The sequence below is a fragment of the uncultured Actinomyces sp. genome, assembly GCA_900541895.1.
Taxonomy (GTDB): domain Bacteria; phylum Actinomycetota; class Actinomycetes; order Actinomycetales; family Actinomycetaceae; genus Pauljensenia.
In genome coordinates, this window is record UWSI01000001.1 from 79,838 (window position 1) to 99,164 (window position 19,327).

The following is a 19,327-nucleotide window of genomic DNA, read 5'->3' on the forward strand; positions in this document are numbered from 1 at the left end:
ATACCTACACTACACCGCACTCGGGCGTGTCGCAAAGTCAGATCGGTCACCTTTAGATACGCCACTCCCCCACAATCGATAACAAAAGAGCAGGCCCGTTCAAAAGAACGGACCTGCTCTACTGAAGATTCAGCGATCGCTAGGCGATCAACAAAGTCACTTCAGGATCTTGGTCACACGACCGGAACCAACGGTGCGGCCACCTTCACGGATTGCGAAGCCGAGGCCGGGCTCCATGGCGATGGGCTGGATCAGCTGAACGGTGATCTCAGTGGTGTCGCCAGGCATGACCATGTCGGTGCCCTCGGGAAGGGTGATGACGCCGGTCACGTCGGTGGTACGGAAGTAGAACTGAGGACGGTAGTTGGAGAAGAACGGGTTGTGACGTCCGCCTTCTTCCTTCTTCAGGATGTAGACCTGGCCCTCGAACTCGGTGTGAGGCGTGATGGAGCCGGGGACGGCCACAACCTGGCCACGCTCAACCTCGTCGCGCTTGGTGCCACGGAGAAGCAGACCACAGTTCTCGCCTGCCCATGCTTCGTCCATCGACTTGTGGAACATTTCGATGCCGGTGACGGTGGTCTTCTGGGGCTCGCGGATACCGAGGATCTCAACTTCGGAGTTGATCGGCAGCTTGCCACGCTCGACACGACCGGTAACGACGGTGCCACGACCGGTGATCGTGAAGACGTCTTCGATCGGCATGAGGAAGGGCTTGTCCATGTCGCGCTCGGGGGTGGGAACGTAGTCGTCCACAGCGTCCATGAGCTCTTCGACCTTGGCGGTCCACTCGGGGTCACCCTCGAGGGCCTTCAGAGCCGAAACCTTGATGACGGGAGCGTTCTCGCCGTCGAAGCCCTGCGAGGACAGGAGGTCACGGACCTCTTCCTCAACGAGCTCCAGCATTTCTTCGTCATCAACCATGTCGGCCTTGTTCAGGGCGACGAGGATGGTGGGCACGCCGACCTGACGGGCGAGCAGAACGTGCTCGCGAGTCTGGGCCATGGGGCCGTCGGTGGCGGCGACAACGAGGATGGCGCCATCCATCTGTGCCGCACCGGTGATCATGTTCTTCACGTAGTCAGCGTGGCCGGGGGCGTCAACGTGTGCGTAGTGACGCTTCTCGGTCTGGTACTCAACGTGAGAGACGTTAATGGTAATACCGCGATCGCGCTCTTCAGGAGCGTTATCGACCTGATCGAAGGGGGTGAACTCGTTCAGATCCGGGTACTTGTCGTGCAGAACCTTGGTGATTGCTGCAGTCAGCGTGGTCTTGCCGTGGTCAACGTGACCGATGGTACCGATGTTGACGTGCGGCTTGGTGCGCTCGAACTTGGCCTTCGCCACTTGTGTCCTCCTGGACTCGGGTAGAAATTCTCAGCCTATGGCTAGGTGTCAGCATAACACCCAATGGGGCATGAGACCTACAGGTTTATTGATTCTTGTCAGGTCGGTCACAGCTCAGGAACAATTTTGGCTGTTCCTGAGCCGCATCCAACCCTGTGGGACTCACTCGCCCCGAGACTTTCCGATGATGTCATCCGCGACGTTACGCGGGACCTCGGCGTAGCTATCGAACTGCATGGAGTACACCGCGCGACCCTGCGTCTTGGAACGCAGATCACCAATGTAACCAAACATTTCTGACAGCGGAACCTGTGCGCGGACCACGCGCACACCGTGCTGCTCATCCATGGACTGGACTGCACCACGACGAGAGTTCAGGTCGCCGATGACGTCGCCCATGTATTCTTCGGGCGTACGGACCTCGACGGCCATGATCGGCTCGAGCAGAACCGGTGAAGCCTTCTTTGCGGCCTCGCGGAATGCCATCGAACCTGCGATCTTGAAGGCCATTTCCGAAGAGTCAACTTCGTGGTATGCACCATCAAGCAGAGTTGCCTTGACATCAACCATCGGGTAACCGGCAAGAACACCATTCTGCATGGCGTCCTGAATACCAGCATCAACCGAGGGGATGTATTCGCGAGGAACGCGTCCACCTGTGACCTTGTCCTCGAAGATGTACTCTTTTTCGGATCCGGCCGGGATGGGCTCAAGCGCGATGATGACACGCGCGAACTGACCGGAACCACCGGTCTGCTTCTTGTGCGTGTACTCGAACTTTTCGACGTTCTTACGAATGGTTTCGCGGTAAGCAACCATGGGCTTACCAACGTTTGCCTCGACCTTAAATTCGCGACGCATACGGTCAACGATGATGTCGAGGTGAAGCTCACCCATACCGCCGATGACGGTCTGGCCGGTTTCGGGATCGAGCTCGACCGTGAAGGTCGGGTCTTCTTCAGCCAGCTTCTGGATGGCGACGCCCATCTTCTCCTGGTCAGCCTTCGACTTGGGCTCAACGGCCACGTGGATCACGGGCTTGGGGAAGGTCATGGACTCGAGAACAACCGGCTTGTCGATCGCGCAGAGCGTATCGCCAGTGGTGGTGTCCTTGAGGCCGATAACGGCGTAGATGTGGCCTGCATGTGCCTCTTCGACCGGGTTTTCCTTGTTGGAGTGCATCTGGAAGATCTTGCCGATGCGCTCCTTCTTGCCCTTGGTCGAGTTGAGGACCTGCGAGCCAGCTTCCAGCTTGCCGGAGTAGACACGGATGAAGGTCAGCTTGCCGTAGAAGGGGTGAGCTGCGATCTTGAAGGCCAGCGCTGCGAAGGGTTCCTTCTCCGAGGCCTCGCGGACCTCATTGCGCTCTTCTTCGTCGTGTCCGGGCTTGAAGCCGCGAACCGCGGGGATATCCAGCGGCGAGGGCAGGTAGTCGATAACCGCATCGAGCACGGGCTGAATACCCATGTTGCGCAGTGCGGTACCGCAGAAGACGGGGAATGCGCGACCGGAGATGGTCAGCGCACGAACGCCCTGCTTGATCTGCTCAACGGTCAGTTCGCCGTTCTCAAGGTAGGCCTCGGTCAGCTCGTCAGAGCCTTCCGCTGCAGCTTCCATGAGCGCCTCGCGGTACTCTTCTGCCTTCTCCTTGAGCTCTGCGGGGATCTCGCCGCGAACGACGAGGGCGCCAAGCGTGGGCTGGCCGTTCTCGTCCTTGGCGGGATAACGCACGGACTCCATGGTGAGCAGGTCAACGGTTCCCTCGAAGTCATTCTCTGCGCCGATGGGCAGGTGCATGACGATCGGGGTTGCGTGAAGACGGTCGCGAATGGTCTGGACCGAGAAGTAGAAGTCTGCGCCCATCTTGTCCATCTTGTTGATGAAGCAGATACGGGGGACGTCGTACTTGTCAGCCTGACGCCACACGGTCTCAGACTGGGGCTCGACACCTTCCTTACCGTCGAACACGGCAACTGCACCGTCAAGGACGCGCAGCGAGCGCTCAACCTCAACCGTGAAGTCAACGTGACCGGGGGTGTCGATGATGTTGATTTGGTTACCGTTCCAGAAGGAGGTCACGGCTGCGGAGGTGATGGTAATACCACGCTCCTTTTCCTGCTCCATCCAGTCGGTGGTCGAGGCGCCATCGTGCGTCTCGCCAATCTTGTAGTTGATGCCCGTGTAGAACAGAATACGTTCGGTCACGGTGGTCTTGCCGGCATCGATGTGAGCCATGATGCCGATGTTGCGAACCTTATTGAGGTCAGTAAGCACCTCGTGTGCCACTACATCAGTCCTTCGTTTGAAGTGAGGGTGTTAAAACATCCTGCCCGCTCCGGATGGGGTCATCGCGAAGCGGGAGGGGTGATCACCAGCGGTAGTGAGCGAACGCGCGGTTCGACTCAGCCATCTTGTGCATGTCTTCACGACGCTTGACAGCGGCGCCAAGACCGTTGGAGGCATCGAGAATCTCGTTGGCGAGACGCTCGGTCATGGTCTTCTCACGACGCTGACGCGAGAAGTCCACGAGCCAACGCAGTGCGAGGGTGGTCGCACGTGCGGGGCGAACCTCAACCGGGACCTGGTAGGTCGCGCCACCAACACGGCGGGAGCGAACTTCAAGGGCCGGGCGAATGTTGTCCAGTGCGCGCTTGAGCACGGAAACAGGTTCCTGCTCGGTGCGCTCACGAACCATTTCGAGTGCGCCGTAAACAATGCGCTCTGCAACGGTCTTCTTACCGTCGAGGAGCACGCGGTTCACGAGCTGGGTCACAATCTTTGAGCCGTATACCGGGTCGTCGACCAGGGGGCGCTTGGGAGCGGGGCCTTTACGAGGCATTACTTCTTCTCCTTCTTTGCGCCGTAACGGGAACGGGCCTGCTGGCGACCACGGACACCCTGGGTGTCGAGAGCGCCACGGACGATGCGGTAACGCACGCCGGGGAGGTCCTTCACACGACCGCCACGAACGAGGACGATCGAGTGTTCCTGCAGGTTGTGGCCTTCACCGGGAATGTACGCGGTGACCTCGATGCCAGACGAAAGGCGCACACGAGCGACCTTACGCAGAGCCGAGTTCGGCTTCTTAGGGGTTGTGGTGTACACACGGGTGCACACGCCGCGACGCTGGGGCGAGCCCTTAAGCGCGGGGGTCTTCACCTTCGCACGCTTGGAGCTGCGGCCCTTGCGGACGAGCTGCTGAATGGTAGGCACTGGTTCTCCAGTTCAATTCCGTCTACGGTTTAAGGATTTCCTTAAACCCATGTCTCAGTCTTCCGCGACTGCTTGAATCCCCCAGCGCGCACAGCGATCCGCCAGGGGCCGGTGTGCCATGATAACGAGGCTTGAGCCGCGTCAGAGAATGACACCCGGAGCTCCGACGGAGGGAGCCCGCGCGTTCCACATGTGGCTCATAGTCGCCGCGATAAACTCACGGAGAAGAACCGCTCGGGAACTGTCACACATAATGTGGACATAGGAAACCCGTACAGTCACGGGTACCGCGTTCAAGGATACTCAGTCTCACGCCGCAGAGTCAAAGGCAGATTGTTCACATTGCTTGTGGGACTGACCACTTCTGTCTTAGCTCGCCCATTCCTGATTTAGCTCGCTCACCTGCAGCCTTAGAACAGCAATATGCCCGGAATTAGTGAGCTAAACCAGGAGCACACCGCTCTAGAACAGAACCAGCACCGGGCGAAACCTCCCCATCGCACCGCTCTATCCCTCTTTCCACAGGAATACCCAAGAATCGGTGTTTTCCACAACAACACGATTCTGGGTTTCGAGGCCCTTTCCTTTAGAGACACTGACGAAATGAGTACCGTCACCATTGAGAACATTCAAACTCGACATAATACATTCCGTCATTTACGCGAAGATTCAGCAGTCTGTCGAATTCGACGCGGCTACTACGCGCGTTTTCATTCGTCAGACAAAGTTCCTCTCTGGGATTTGTGGCAGGCCGTTGCACTCTCCCGCGTATTCGCATCAGCTGCGCTCGCCCGGAGCGAACGCATATTTACCGGAAGATCCGCCCTGCTTCTTCATTCAATCCATACATGGGTGACGAATCCGAATGTTGAGTATTGGTGCGAAGACGGGGGTAGACGAACTATCCCCTTCGCCAGTGTGAAGTTTCAGAATATGTGCGTTCCTCCGTGTGCGATTACTCTTCGTTCTCACAAACCCCACACGGTGGTGCGGCTTCCCGACGGCCTCGCTGTTGAGTCTGTTGAAAGCGCAGTAGTTCGAATTGCACTCAAGGAAGAACCTCTTGAGGCCTTTGTAGCCGCGTGCATGGCGTTACATTCGCTTTCAGACTTTTCGCATTTTGCGCTGGAAATATCTAGAACTCGCGTTGAGATAGCAAGAGAAAGACTATTCGCCGTTTTAGACGATCAACTATCGCACCGGAATTATGCGATAGCGCATTCGATTCTCGCTTTTGCCGACGGTGGCTGCGATAACATTTTCGAGGCCGCGGTTCTTTGGGTAGTTCGCACTCTTTATTCCGGTGAAGTTGTAACACAATTTGAGATTTACGGCAGATATGGTCGCTATTTCGGCGACATTGTTATTCCCGCTCTCCAGTTGGTCATCGAGACAGACGGAGTGAGCAAACTTTCTCTTCCACGTTCAGACGGATTATCCGCAGAACACGCATGGATGCGTCGCCAGCAGGATCTCATTAATCTCGGATGGAAAATCTTCAGAGTTTCATGGGCAGACCTTGAAGACTTTCCAGCTTTACGTCGTGCCATTGCATCAAATTTGGGGGTGAAACGTCTTCCGCCGAGCTCGGAATGCGCACGAATATGGTCTATTCCCAGCGCCGAATGCGACGGACCAAAACGTCGCATCCACACAAATAGGCATCGCTCAACCGGATTTGTAGGCGCCGTTGACCAACCGGACCCCGGGTTTGGCTCACGCATTCCTGTTTTAGCTCACTCACCTGCGGCCTTAGAACAGCAATAGGCCCGGAACCAGTGAGCTAAACCAGGAGAGGACGGAGCGGGACGGCAGAGGACGGAATACGACCGGCGATAGGCGACGGACACTGGTTGCCTAGTGGTAATAGTGAAGGCCCGGTCTGCACAAGCAGACCGGGCCTTACGACCTCTAGAGCGTTACAGCGATCAGAACCATATGACCACAAAGCCACATGACCGTCAGAACCTAACGCCCGTCAAGGCTGAAGCTGTCCGATGCTCACCGGATTAACTCCAACAGGATTACTCCTTGAAGGTCATTCCGAAGTCGATCGCTCCAAGGGCATCCAGGAAGTCCGCGGACACCTGGCCATCTTGGAAATCGAGCTCGGAGTAGTTCGAGTTCGCCATTGCCTCGGGGGTGGGCTCAACCGTGACGTTGTTGTAACGGGACAGGCCGGTACCTGCCGGGATGAGTTTACCGAGAATGACGTTCTCCTTGAGGCCAAGAAGCTGATCCGACTTGCCGTTCATGGCGGCCTCGGTCAGAACCTTCGTGGTCTCCTGGAAGGACGCTGCGGACAACCAGGAGTCGGTTGCCAGCGAGGCCTTCGTGATGCCCATGAGCATCTGACGACCGGATGCAGGCTGGCCACCTTCAGCAGCAACCTTGCGGTTCTGTGCCAAGTAGGCCATGCGGTCGACAAGTTCGCCGGGCATGAAGGAGGTGTCGCCGGGCTCCAGGATGGTGACCTTGCGGAGCATCTGGCGGACAATAACCTCGATGTGCTTGGAGTGGATACCAACGCCCTGATCGCGGTAGACCTTCTGAACCTCGTCCACAAGCTGCTTCTGAGCGACGTTGCGGCCCATGATGCGCAGAACTTCCTTGGGATCCAGCTGACCTTCGGTCAGTGCGGTACCGGCATCGATGTGCTGGCCCTCTTCGACCAGAAGCTTCTGGCGACGAGAAACCTCGACGACCGAATCTTCCTTACCGTCATCACGGATGATGACGATGCGACGTACCGAAGGATCTTCATCGTCAATGTGAACGCGACCAGCGGCCTCGTTCATCTTGGCTTCGACCTTCGGGCTACGCGCCTCGAAGAGCTCCTGAACACGCGGCAGACCCTGGGTAATGTCGGCTGCCGAGGCCGCCCCACCGGTGTGGAAGGTACGCATCGTCAGCTGAGTACCGGGTTCACCAATCGACTGGGCGGCGATAATACCGACGGCCTCGCCGATATCCACCTGCTTGCCAGTGGCCAGTGAACGACCGTAGCAGGTCGCACAGGTACCAACCTGAGACTCACAGGTCAGGACGGAGCGGCAGACAACTTCCTCAACTCCGGCTGCAACCAGCTCAGCGAGCTGTGCATCGCCGAGGTCATCGCCGGCGTGGGCAACAACAGTACCGTCTTCCGCAACCGCATCGCGGGCCAGAGTACGTGCGTAAGCAGTGGTCTCGATGGTGTCCATAGCTTCCCATTCACCCGCAGAGTTCTTCTGCGCGATCTTGATGCGCACGCCCTGACGAGTGCCACAGTCGGCCTCTCGGACGATGACGTCCTGTGAGACGTCGACAAGACGACGGGTCAGGTAGCCAGACTCCGCGGTACGAAGTGCGGTATCAGCCAGACCCTTACGAGCACCGTGGGTAGCGATGAAGTACTCGAGAACCGTCAGGCCCTCGCGGTAGTTCGCCTTAATGGGCTGCTCGATGAGCTTCTGCTTCGGGTCAGACACCAGACCACGCATACCAGCCAGCTGCTGAACCTGCGACCAGTTACCACGAGCACCGGATGAAACCATTCGGTACACGGTGTTACGTGCGGTGAAGTGATCGCGCATATCTTCTGCGACCTCTTCGGTGCACTTCAGCCACAGGTCAACCAGCTCTTCGTAGCGGGTTTCCTCAAGGATGATACCGGTCTCGAACTGATCCTGGATCTCAGCGGCCTTGGCCTCGTAACGAGCAAGGATTGCACGCTTGTTCGGCGATGCCTGAATATCCGAGAAGGCAATGGTGATGCCCGACCATGTCGACCAGTGGAAACCAGCGGACTTGAGTGCATCCAAGCAGTCAGCGACCAGAACATTCGGGTAACGCTCGGTCAGGGTGTTAACGATCTGGCCCAGCTGCTTCTTGCCGACAACTTCGTTGACGAAGGGGTAGTCGACAGGGAGCTGCTCGTTGAAGATCGCGCGGCCCAGCGAAGTTTCCAGAATGATGTCGTCGCCTTCGCTCCAGCCCTCGGGTGCTTCCCAATCCAGCGGCGGAACAATACCCGCGAAGCGGATACGTGCGCGCTGGTTCAGGTGAAGATCACCGTTGTCGAAGGCCATGCGTGCTTCGGCGACCGTAGAGTAGACGGGGATGATTTCCTCGCCGTTCTCATCACGAGCAACCGGAAGCGACGGATCGGGATCCGAAGTCAGGTGGAACAGACCGATGATCATGTCCTGTGAAGGCATGGCAACGGGGCGTCCATCAGAGGGCTTCAGAATGTTGTTGGTCGACAGCATGAGGATACGGGCCTCGGCCTGTGCCTCTGCACCAAGGGGCAGGTGAACTGCCATCTGGTCGCCGTCGAAGTCTGCGTTGAAGGCGCCACAAGCCAGCGGGTGCAGCTGGATTGCCTTACCTTCAATGAGCTGGGGCTCAAATGCCTGAATACCCAGGCGGTGCAGCGTAGGTGCACGGTTGAGCAGCACGGGGTGCTCGCGGATCACGTCGTCGAGGACGTCCCACACCTCGGGGCGCTGGCGTTCAACCTTGCGCTTTGCAGCCTTCACATTCTGGGCGAAGTTCTTCTCAACCAGGCGCTTCATGACGAAGGGCTTGAAGAGTTCCAGAGCCATCTGCTTGGGCAGACCACACTGGTGGAGCTTCAGCTGCGGGCCGACGACGATAACGGAACGACCCGAGTAGTCGACGCGCTTACCCAGAAGGTTCTGACGGAAACGACCCTGCTTACCCTTGAGCATGTCAGAGATCGACTTGAGCGGACGGTTACCGGGGCCTGCAACGGGGCGGCCGCGACGTCCGTTATCGAAGAGAGCGTCAACGGATTCCTGAAGCATGCGCTTCTCGTTGTTGACGATGATCTCAGGCGCGCCCAGCTCAAGCAGACGCTTGAGTCGGGTGTTGCGGTTGATCACGCGACGGTACAGGTCGTTCAGGTCAGAGGTCGCGAAACGGCCACCATCAAGCTGAACCATGGGGCGCAGGTCCGGCGGAATAACCGGAATCTTCGTCAGAACCATGGACTCGGGCTTGTTGCCGGTCGCAACGAAGGCGTTGATAACCTTCAAACGCTTGATGGCACGTGTCTTACGCGGGCCATTTTCGTTCTGAATGGTTGCACGAAGCTGTTCAACTTCGCTCTCCAGATCGAAGGTCTGCAGGCGCTTTTGGATGGCGGATGCACCCATGTCACCCTTGAAGTAGGTGCCATAGCGGGCAACCATCGCACGGTAGAGGCGCTCATCACCTTCGAGGTCACCGACCTTGAGGGACTTGAAGCGCTCCCACACCGTCTCCAGGCCTTCGATATCGCCCTCGTAACGACGACGGATCTTGGCCATATCGCGTTCGCCTGCCTTGCGGCGGCGCTCGATCTCGGTTGCGGATGCATCGCCTGCTTCGAGTTCAGCGATCTCTGCTTCCAGGCGCTCTGCAAATTCGTTGATCGCAGCATCGCGCTGGTTCTCGAGGTGGGTCTTTTCGACCTCGAGCTCAGAACGCAGATCCATCAGATCTTCGTCACGGCCCTTTTCGTCGACCTCGGTGATCATGTAGGCAGCGAAGTAAATGACCTTTTCCAGGTCCTTCGGAGCCAGATCCAGCACGTAGCCCAGGCGCGAGGGAACACCCTTGAAGTACCAGATGTGGGTGACGGGGGCGGCAAGGTCAATGTGACCCATACGCTCACGACGCACCTTGGAGCGCGTCACCTCAACACCACACTTTTCGCAGATGATGCCCTTGTAGCGCACGCGCTTGTACTTACCACACGCGCATTCCCAGTCGCGGGTGGGGCCGAAGATCTGCTCACCGAACAGGCCGTCACGCTCGGGCTTGAGCGTACGGTAGTTGATGGTCTCCGGCTTCTTTACTTCACCGTGGCTCCACGAGGCGATATCCTCGCCCGTGGCCAGAGTGATCTTCAAACTGTCGAACGTCTTGGCGTCCAGCAAAGTCATTGCTCCTTATCAGATCGCATCGATGGTCGCCGCGGCGTTCGGACGCGCATCAAGAGTGATGCCCAGTTCCTCACGCGCATTGAAGTCGTCATCTTCTTCACGCAGGTCAATCACGTTGCCGGCTGCGTCGAGAGCTTCGACGTTCAGGCACAGCGAACGCATTTCCTGGATCAGAACACGGAAGGATTCGGGGATGCCAGGTTCGGGGATGTCCTCGCCCTTAACAATTGCCTCGTAAACCTTGACACGTCCGGTGGTGTCATCGGACTTGATGGTGAGCAGTTCCTGCAGTGCGTAGGCAGCGCCGTACGCCTCCAGGGCCCACACTTCCATTTCGCCGAAGCGCTGGCCACCGAATTGAGCCTTACCACCCAGGGGCTGCTGCGTAATCATCGAGTACGGACCGGTCGAGCGAGCGTGAATCTTGTCGTCAACCAGGTGGTGCAGCTTGAGCATGTAGGCGTAGCCCACTGCGATCGGGTACGGGAAGGGTTCGCCGGAACGACCGTCGAAGAGACGCGCCTTACCCTCGGCGTTGGTGAGGACGTCACCATCGCGGTTGGGGTTGACGTTGCGCAGCAGACCTGCGAGCTCTTCGGCCTCGAGGCCGTCGAAGACCGGGGTCGCAACGGGGGTCTCGGGGGCAACGGTAATGCCGTCCTTAGGCAGGTGCTTGGTCCACTCTTCGCCAGCCTTGACAGCTGCCGAGGCGTCCCAACCCTGGTGGGCAAGCCAGCCGAGGTGGAACTCAAGGACCTGACCGACGTTCATACGGCCGGGGACACCCAGCGGGTTGAGGATGATATCAACCGGGGTTCCGTCCTCGAGGAAGGGCATGTCTTCGACCGGGAGGATCTTGGAAACGACGCCCTTGTTACCGTGACGGCCTGCCATCTTGTCACCAATGGTGATCTTGCGGCGCTGCGCAACGTAGACGCGAACGGTCTGACGAACGCCGGGGTTGAGATCATCTTCGTCGTCGTTGAATTCACGAACGCCAATAACGATGCCCTCTTCACCATGGGGAACACGCAGCGAAGTATCGCGAACCTCGCGGGCCTTCTCACCGAAGATTGCGCGCAGCAGGCGCTCTTCGGAGGTCAGCTCGGTTTCACCCTTCGGGGTGACCTTACCGACGAGGATGTCGCCAGCGGTGACCTCGGCGCCAATACGAATGATGCCGCGCTCGTCAAGATCAGACAGCGACTCTTCCGAAACGTTAGGAATATCGCGGGTGATCTCTTCTTCACCGAGCTTGGTTTCGCGGGCGTCGACTTCATATTCTTCGATGTGAATCGAGGTCAGAACATCGTCTTCGACAACGCGACGGCTCAGGATAACGGCGTCCTCGTAGTTGAGGCCTTCCCACGACATGTAAGCAACCAGCAGGTTCTTACCCAGTGCAACTTCACCGTTGTCGGTAGCGGGGCCGTCAGCGAGGACATCGCCGACCTCCACGCGCTGGCCTTCATCAACGATGACGCGCTGGTTGGTGCAGTTGCCGGGGTTCGAGCGCTCGAACTTTTCGAGGCGGTAGGTGTCGCGTCCGCCTTCGTCCGTGGTCACGACGACCAGGTCGGCGGAAACTTCGGTGACAACACCGGAGTGCTGAGCGATGACCATTTCACCGGAGTCATGTGCGGCACGCTGTTCCATACCGGTACCCACCAGCGGTGCTTCCGTGGTGAGCAAGGGAACAGCCTGACGCTGCATGTTCGCACCCATGAGGGCTCGGTTTGCGTCGTCGTGCTCGAGGAAGGGAATGAACGCGGTTGCCACAGACACCATCTGGCGTGCGGAAACGTCCATGTAATCCACGCGATCACGGGCGATCAGCGTCGGATCCTCACCTGCAACACGGCACAGAACCTGCTCATCGATGAAGTGTCCCTCGTCATCGACAGGCGAAGAAGCCTGAGCGATGAAGTGTCCCTTTTCATCGTCAGCGGTCAGGTACTTGACTTCGTCGGTCACCTGTCCGTTGCGAACGATGCGGTAGGGGGTCTCGATGAAACCGAAGGGGTTAATGCGGGCAAAGGTTGCCAGCGAACCGATCAGACCAATGTTCGGGCCTTCAGGGGTTTCAATCGGGCACATACGGCCGTAGTGCGAGGGGTGAACGTCACGAACCTCCATGGAGGCGCGATCACGAGACAGACCACCGGGACCCAGTGCCGACAAACGGCGCTTGTGCGTCAGACCGGCCAGCGGGTTGTTCTGGTCCATGAACTGCGACAGCTGAGAGGTTCCGAAGAACTCCTTGATTGCCGCAACAACGGGACGAATGTTGATCAGGGATTGCGGAGTAATAGAGTCCGTTTCCTGAGTGGTCATACGTTCGCGGACGGTGCGCTCCATACGTGCAAGACCGGTGCGAACCTGAGCCTGGATCAGCTCACCAACGGCGCGAATACGACGGTTACCAAAGTGGTCAATGTCGTCGGACTCAACGCGGACCTCGACGGGCTCGCCGTGGCGAACACCTGCGAAGGTCTTCTCACCCGCGTGCAGAGCAAGCAGGTACTTCACCGTTGCAACGATGTCGTTGATCGAGAGCACCAGTTCAGAGGTACCTTCGGGAGAATCAACACCAAGCTTCTTGTTGATCTTGTAGCGGCCAACCTTTGCCAGGTCGTAACGCTTGGGATCGAAGTAGAAGTTGTGCAGGAGCGCTTCAGCGGCCTCGACGTTTGCGGGCTCACCCGGGCGCAGCTTGCGGTAGATATCGGTCAGTGCCTCTTCGCGGGTACGCGCGGTGTCCTTCTCAAGAGTCTCAAGAAGAATCGGGTATGCGGCGAACTGCTCGCGAATCTCACCTTCCGTCAGGCCAATTGCCTTGAGGAAGTGGGTCACCGACTGCTTACGCTTACGGTCGATACGCACGCCAACAGCGTCGCGCTTATCGATCTCAAACTCCAGCCATGCACCGCGGCTGGGGATGATCTTCGCGTTGAAGATTTCCTTGTCCGAACCACGATCCGAGGTACGTTCGAAGTAGACACCGGGCGAACGGACCAGCTGAGAAACAACGACACGCTCGGTGCCATTGATAATGAAGGTGCCGCGGGGGGTCATGAGCGGGAAATCGCCCATGAACACGGTCTGAGACTTAATTTCACCCGTGTTGTAGTTCATGAACTCGGCGGTCACATACATGGGTGCCGAGTAGGTGTAATCCTTAGCCTTCGCTTCTTCAACGGAGTACTTCGGTCGTTCCAAGCGGTGATCGCGGAATGACAGAGACATGGTGCGAGCCACGTCTTCAATCGGCGAGATCTCTTGGAAGATTTCTTCAAGACCGGAGACATCCGGAACATCTACGCGTCCAGCAGCCTTTGCGGCATCTACGCGTGCTTTCCATGCATCGTTTCCCAGCAACCAGTCAAAGCTTTCGGTCTGCAGGCCGAGCAGATTCGGTGCCTGCAGAGGCTCACGGAGCTTAGCGAAAGAAATGCGGTTCTTGGGCTGGTTGGCAGTGTTGGTACTTGCAGCCAACGGGGGTCCTTCCCTGCGTTCTCATTGCGCGCACACGCTTTTCGACCCATTAACTGGCACCGTCCACATCCGCCCAGCGCCTATTACAGCGAATGGATACGGGCCACCTCGGGCACAATAAAGCGCAAACACTCATTTTAGGCACACGAATATAGCGGTGCAATGTACGGACAAGAATATGTCCAACCTCACGTTCAGCTGACGCTCAGTCCAACTTCAGCCATTGAAGCTCTTCACAGAACGTGGTCCGTGCCCCAAGTCGGGCTTGAACCGACGACCCACGGATTATGAGTCCGCTGCTCTGACCGACTGAGCTATTGGGGCTCTGAAAGTGTAACGCGAACTCTCACCTTCAGCGCAACACGAACCTTACTCAGCGGCTAATAAACGTTACTTCAGAACGACAACGATATCCGGGTCGCCGGTCTGCGTCTGTTGCACGCGGCTAATTCCAAGGACCTTCGCGACCTCTTCGGCAGTGGCCTTGAGGTTTGGATCCTCGTAGTAAACGGTCGTCACTTCGGTATCCCAACCGCGCGCGTTCGCTGCAGTGGCACCATCAAATCCGGCGGAGGAAAGCGCGGAAACCTTCTGTGCTGCCAGGCCCTTTGTTCCGGTTCCGTTCAGAACGGAAATCTTTGCGGAGTGGCGCACGGGAATCGACGGCGAAGGAGAGGGAGTCTCACTGGTCGTCGGGGTTGCAGAAGGCGTCTGAGTGGCCTCGGTAGTCGCAGAGGCGGCGGGGGCCTGGGTCGTTGCAGCAGTCGTGGAGACGCTTGTGGTCGTCTTCTGCTGAGCACCGCCCGAGGTCAGGATGTGGCTGATCCCCCACGCGGCAGCGGGAACGATCACCAGCACCGCAAGGAAGGGCCACACGCTCTTCCATCGCGAGGGCTGCTGAAGGTGCATACCCTGGGGCATGTCTTCGCCGGCGCGGTCAAATTCGTCCTTTGGATACTGTGAAGTCACGGCTTCAGAGTAGCGAAATACCCCCGCCCCCGCATAGTCCCTGCCCGCGTGCCTTAGATTTCCCTGAAGGCTTCCCCCTGTCGAGGCCGTGGCTGGGCACGCCTGTGGTTACAGTAGGTGCGTGGAATCTTTGGATACGGTTATCGATCCCTCTTGGGCGCGGGCACTGGCACCGGTTGAGGGGAAAATCCATGAATTAGGAGCTCAGTTGCGTCGGGAGATCGAGGCCGGGCACGGCTATCTTCCCGCCGGTAGCGATGTCTTGAAAGCCTTTACCTATCCTCTTGACCAGGTGAAGGTCCTCATTGTGGGACAGGATCCCTACCCCACTCCCGGACACGCCATTGGACTAAGTTTCTCGGTCGCACCCGGAATTCCTTTCCCGGCCTCGTTGCGCAATATCTTCAAGGAGCTCACCACCGACGTTGGCATTCCCATGCCAACCAGTGGTGATCTGCGGCCATGGTCTCGTCAGGGTGTGTGCCTACTCAACAGGGTGCTGACAGTTAGGGCCGGACAAGCCGGTTCGCATCGAAAGATGGGGTGGGAGGAAGTCACTTCCTGCGCAATTGATGCTCTGGTTAACCGGAGGGACGCATCCGGGAATCCACTGCCCCTGGTCGCAATTTTGTGGGGGCGCGATGCGCAATCTCTACGCGAGCAATTGGGATCCACACCAGTCATCGAGTCTGCGCACCCCTCTCCCCTGTCGGCCAGACGCGGATTCTTTGGCTCGAGACCATTTAGCCGCGCAAACACGATGCTTGAGCAGCAGGGAGCAGCGCCGGTGGACTGGAGATTGCCGTAGGCTCGTCGCCTGGGCACGTACAACAAATAGGGGGGCGCTCGCGCATAGTGACGCGAACGCCCCCCCAATATTTTGGCTGAACGACAAGCTACTTCAGGAAATCAAAGCGCTGGGCCGAACTTCCATTGTCCTGATAGAGGTGAACCGTTGTCTCGTTCTGGCTACGCCCACCTTCAAGATCAAGGACCAACATGGGTGAGAGTGCCGAAATAAGAACTTTATGGCCACCCCTGTCTTGGATGACCCACTTTTGAGCTAGGGAGGCGTTCGAGGGCTGCTGATTCACCCGAGCCGGCCAATTCTTCCACGCCGCAAAGACATCTAAGACTTTCCCTGAAGCCACGTTGGTCAAGGTCACGTAGCCCTTGTCATCGCGACTGATACGCCACTTCTGCGCTGCACTTCCATTGGACTGGTAAGACCACACACGAGCACCCGCGTCCCGAGATGCCCATTGGACCTCGACACGATTATTCGGGGCAGCAACTGGACGGATCTGATACTCACCATCAGGAACCTCGTTGCGGTACTCCTTCGCCCACTGGTCCAGGATCTCTTGGGGTCCTTGGACCGGGTTCAGACGCCACTGCTGAGCGGTTGTTCCATTAGGCAGGTAACCGTCAATGGCCATACCATCACGCGCCTGTCCCCAGCGGAGATTGACAACCAGACCCGTCCCGACGTTGCGGAGCATATACGCCCCTCCCGTCACCGAGAAGATCACCCACTTCTGGTTCATATTCGATGTGTCTGTGTCCCACAGTTGGAGCTCAGTACCGGGAATCGGAGTGCCATCAGTGGAATCCAAGGACTTATTCGACCAGGTATTCACCAATCGGTAGAAGCCATCAGGTTCACGGCTAATTTTCCAGATCTGATTATCGGTCTTGCTTGAGCCCCACAGCTGAAGTCGAGCTCCGTTGTTGAGCGCAAAATCCTTCAGATCAATTCCCTTCATGGCATCAACGACGCTTGCCAGCTCGTAGTAACCGGGGACGATATCTGCCTGCCCCGCAGAGGAAACCTTGGGCTGCGTCGGAATGAATGAAAATGCCTGAGCATCAGAGCCATTCGCATTCCACAAGCCAACATTCGCTCCTGCAGAGGCGTTGGCCGCCGCAACATCCAGAACGATCGCGGAATCCAAAGCGGAGACGATCTTCACTCGGCCCTGATCGCCCGCAGTGATGCGCCACTTCTGGGCCAGCGTGCCATTCGAACTCCACTGATCAACGTTTGTCCCAGGTCGCGAGGACGCCCATTGGGCATCAAGCACCTTACCTGAGGCCACATTGGTGATGGTCGCAAAGCCCTGCGAATCATAAGAAACACGCCACTTCTGGGCATCGCTTCGATTAGCGTCCCACAGCTGGACATTCGCACCATCATCACGGCTAGCGCCGGGAATGTCCAGAACCAGGTGATCCGCGAGTGCTGACTTAATGAAGTACTCTCCCGGCTCTACAGAGGACTTTTCACCAATCGCATCTTGACTGCGGAGTTTCTCGAAACGATCCCCCTGCTTCTTGTAGTAGACAATGACCGATTCAGTGGCATCCCACAGCGCATGCGTATAACCTTCGCGCGCGGTGATCTCCTCGGAGAACTCCACCTGATAGCAGCTGTGTCCACCTGGGCACAAGCGCTTGAGCTGGTCCCAGGCCCGATCAATCGGGACAATCCAGAAGTCGAGGTCACGGTAGGGGGAATCAGCCTTCGCCATGGCTTCACCCTTGGTGTAGTTAAACACTCCCTTCGAGCGCCCAGCCTGGGTCGACTCAAAAGTTGAAGACTGATAGCCTGCGATGTCGATCCCCGGGTTGAAGAACAGAATCAATTCCGCCGCAATGGAGGCATCGACATCTTCCATTCCTAGGCGCTTGAGTTGTTCTTGCTTGGGAATTGACATTTCCGTGGGCGTCGCTGGGTGCCCCTTGTAGTAGTAGGCGTAACGATCCCCGTAGTAGCTCTTCGTAAAGCGGGCGTAGTCCTCGAAGCCCTGCTCATTGGGATGAATCGTTCCAAGAAGCAGAAGGACATCCTTGCCCTCATGTTCCGCGGCACTGAAGTACCCATCGTTGAAGTTATAGAGAGCCTTAAACTGCTCCGTCGCTTCCTTCGAGGGCTTGATATTCGCACTCAGCAGTTGAGAGATATTAATTCCGCGAACCTTAGGGGACTTTTGAACCTGGGTCGCGAAGGCATTCCCATCTCCAGAAGTACTCAGAAGCTTCGGGCGAGCCAGCCACCAGTGCGCATTCGGCTCAGAATCAACCAGTGCCCACAAATAGTCAACAGTACTCCCCTGATCGGATGCCTTCGTATCAGCACGCCCATTGGCATAGGCGTGTTCCTTCATTTCTTTCCACTCACGGACCAAGCGACCATGCGTCCCCTTGGGATTTGATCCCTGATAGAGATCAGCAAACTTCACATAGGAATACGCGCCATCAGTGATGAGATTGATCGTGTAGTGATCTTGAGGAATCCGGTTCGCGTAGATGACCTTCTGGACCATATTGGGGAACATATCAACCGAGTAAAGATGGAATGCTGAAGAAGGATCCAACTCACGCAGGTCGCGCACATAGTCGGCAACGATATCGATGCAATTACGGAACTGCTGCGAGGCCTCGTCAAAGCCACCGGGCTGGAACGCGTTCTCACGCTCGGTCAGGTAAGGAAGCGCGTAGACTCCATACTCTGGACCTGCTGGACCGGGCAAGGCGCCCCAGTCGTAGGCGTTGGGACGCTCAAACATCGCGATCACGGGACCCGTTTTACGAACCGAGTTTTCTCCCCACAGGTTCAGCGAGAACATCGCGACGGGAAGTGTCGCACTGACCGGTGCAATATTGTAGCTATCCGCAGTTACGCCAACTGTCTGCTTCGGGAATCGTCGAACAAGCGAACCGTTTTTCTCGGTCGAAAGTTCGACAGTGAATTTTCCGAAGGTTCCAAAGTCGAGAAAGTAGTTTCCCTCCTGCACCTGCGCAAGGGGAATCTTCTTGTCGATCTCGCGAGTGACTTTTCCGCGGTAGTTCATCGTCGCCTGAACGTGAACAGTATCGATTGTGTCTGCGATATCGGCTGCGGCGTCATCGCCGAGGCGCACTCGCACCTGGGTGGTGTTCCTTTGCGGCTCAAGAAGGATTTCCGAGGCGGCAGTTGAGCGAGCGACGCGCCTGCTTTGGGTGGAAGGCGCAGTGCCTTCTTCTTGTGAGGGTGAAGCACTGACTTCAGGAGTGGCAGCCGACGAGGCTTCAGAGGGAACTGAAGGCGTCTGCGTCGCATGTGGTGCCGTTGGTGTTGCCTCAGTGGAGGGAGCCGTAGGAGCGGCCTGTGCAGGAAGTACGGAGGTTCCAACTCCAAGCGCGGTTGACAACAGTGTTGAAATGAAAATGCGTCGGAGGGTGCGCTGGCGCATCGAAGGATATACACGGTGCATGAGAAGTAAACCCATCTGTCGTGAAAAGCTCAGGCGCGAATTGGGGGGGGCGCACCTTTGCGTAGGCTGGATGGACAGTTGTGAGTTTACCGAGCGAGCGGAGTATTTGTTGCTGCG

At 57.6% G+C, this 19,327-nt stretch carries 10 protein-coding genes and 1 tRNA gene; 2 read left to right on the forward strand and 9 right to left on the reverse strand.

The annotated features are described in order from the left end of the window. Positions 1–156 precede the first annotated feature (156 nt). The 4 genes from tuf to rpsL all read right to left on the reverse strand — a co-directional run bounded on the left by tuf (position 157) and on the right by rpsL (position 4,560). On the reverse strand, positions 157–1,347 hold the full coding sequence (gene tuf / locus QZR18_RS00450; protein ID WP_178706754.1) for an elongation factor Tu: 1,191 nt from the start codon (positions 1,345–1,347) through the stop codon (positions 157–159). Positions 1,348–1,509: 162 nt separating this feature from the next. Continuing rightward, positions 1,510–3,633, reverse strand: coding sequence for an elongation factor G (gene fusA / locus QZR18_RS00455; protein WP_178706757.1), 2,124 nt, complete (start codon positions 3,631–3,633; stop codon positions 1,510–1,512). An 82-nt stretch (positions 3,634–3,715) separates the two neighbouring features. Beyond that, positions 3,716–4,186 (reverse strand): 30S ribosomal protein S7, encoded by a 471-nt coding sequence (gene rpsG, locus QZR18_RS00460; protein ID WP_009408772.1) that lies wholly within the window; start codon positions 4,184–4,186, stop codon positions 3,716–3,718. After that, positions 4,186–4,560 (reverse strand): 30S ribosomal protein S12, encoded by a 375-nt coding sequence (gene rpsL / locus QZR18_RS00465; protein ID WP_009408771.1) that lies wholly within the window; start codon positions 4,558–4,560, stop codon positions 4,186–4,188. Before rpsL ends, rpsG begins: the two co-directional genes overlap by 1 nt. Before the next feature lie 603 nt (positions 4,561–5,163). On the opposite strand from rpsL, the gene QZR18_RS00470 reads away from it, so the two are divergent. Continuing rightward, positions 5,164–6,327 carry a hypothetical protein gene (locus QZR18_RS00470; protein ID WP_178706760.1) on the forward strand — a complete coding sequence of 388 codons (1,164 nt, stop codon included), beginning with the start codon at positions 5,164–5,166 and terminating at the stop codon, positions 6,325–6,327. Between the two features lie 257 nt (positions 6,328–6,584). Here QZR18_RS00470 and rpoC read toward each other — a convergent pair whose 3' ends face one another. The 4 genes from rpoC to QZR18_RS00490 all read right to left on the reverse strand — a co-directional run bounded on the left by rpoC (position 6,585) and on the right by QZR18_RS00490 (position 14,954). Next, positions 6,585–10,484: a DNA-directed RNA polymerase subunit beta' gene (gene rpoC, locus QZR18_RS00475; RefSeq protein WP_178706820.1), complete on the reverse strand. Its 3,900-nt coding sequence runs from the start codon at positions 10,482–10,484 to the stop codon at positions 6,585–6,587. 15 nt (positions 10,485–10,499) lie between these two features. Next, positions 10,500–13,985, reverse strand: a complete 3,486-nt coding sequence (gene rpoB, locus QZR18_RS00480; protein WP_178706763.1) for a DNA-directed RNA polymerase subunit beta — start codon at positions 13,983–13,985, stop codon at positions 10,500–10,502. A 250-nt stretch (positions 13,986–14,235) separates the two neighbouring features. Beyond that, positions 14,236–14,309, reverse strand: a tRNA-Ile gene (locus QZR18_RS00485). Positions 14,310–14,375: 66 nt separating this feature from the next. After that, positions 14,376–14,954 (reverse strand): LytR C-terminal domain-containing protein, encoded by a 579-nt coding sequence (locus QZR18_RS00490; RefSeq protein ID WP_178706765.1) that lies wholly within the window; start codon positions 14,952–14,954, stop codon positions 14,376–14,378. A 121-nt stretch (positions 14,955–15,075) separates the two neighbouring features. Between QZR18_RS00490 and QZR18_RS00495 the strand changes: the two genes are divergently transcribed. After that, positions 15,076–15,762, forward strand: a complete 687-nt coding sequence (locus tag QZR18_RS00495) for a uracil-DNA glycosylase (RefSeq protein ID WP_295909996.1) — start codon at positions 15,076–15,078, stop codon at positions 15,760–15,762. Between the two features lie 88 nt (positions 15,763–15,850). Here QZR18_RS00495 and QZR18_RS00500 read toward each other — a convergent pair whose 3' ends face one another. Next, positions 15,851–19,210 carry an RICIN domain-containing protein gene (locus tag QZR18_RS00500; protein WP_295909997.1) on the reverse strand — a complete coding sequence of 1,120 codons (3,360 nt, stop codon included), beginning with the start codon at positions 19,208–19,210 and terminating at the stop codon, positions 15,851–15,853. Between the last annotated feature and the right edge of the window lie 117 nt (positions 19,211–19,327).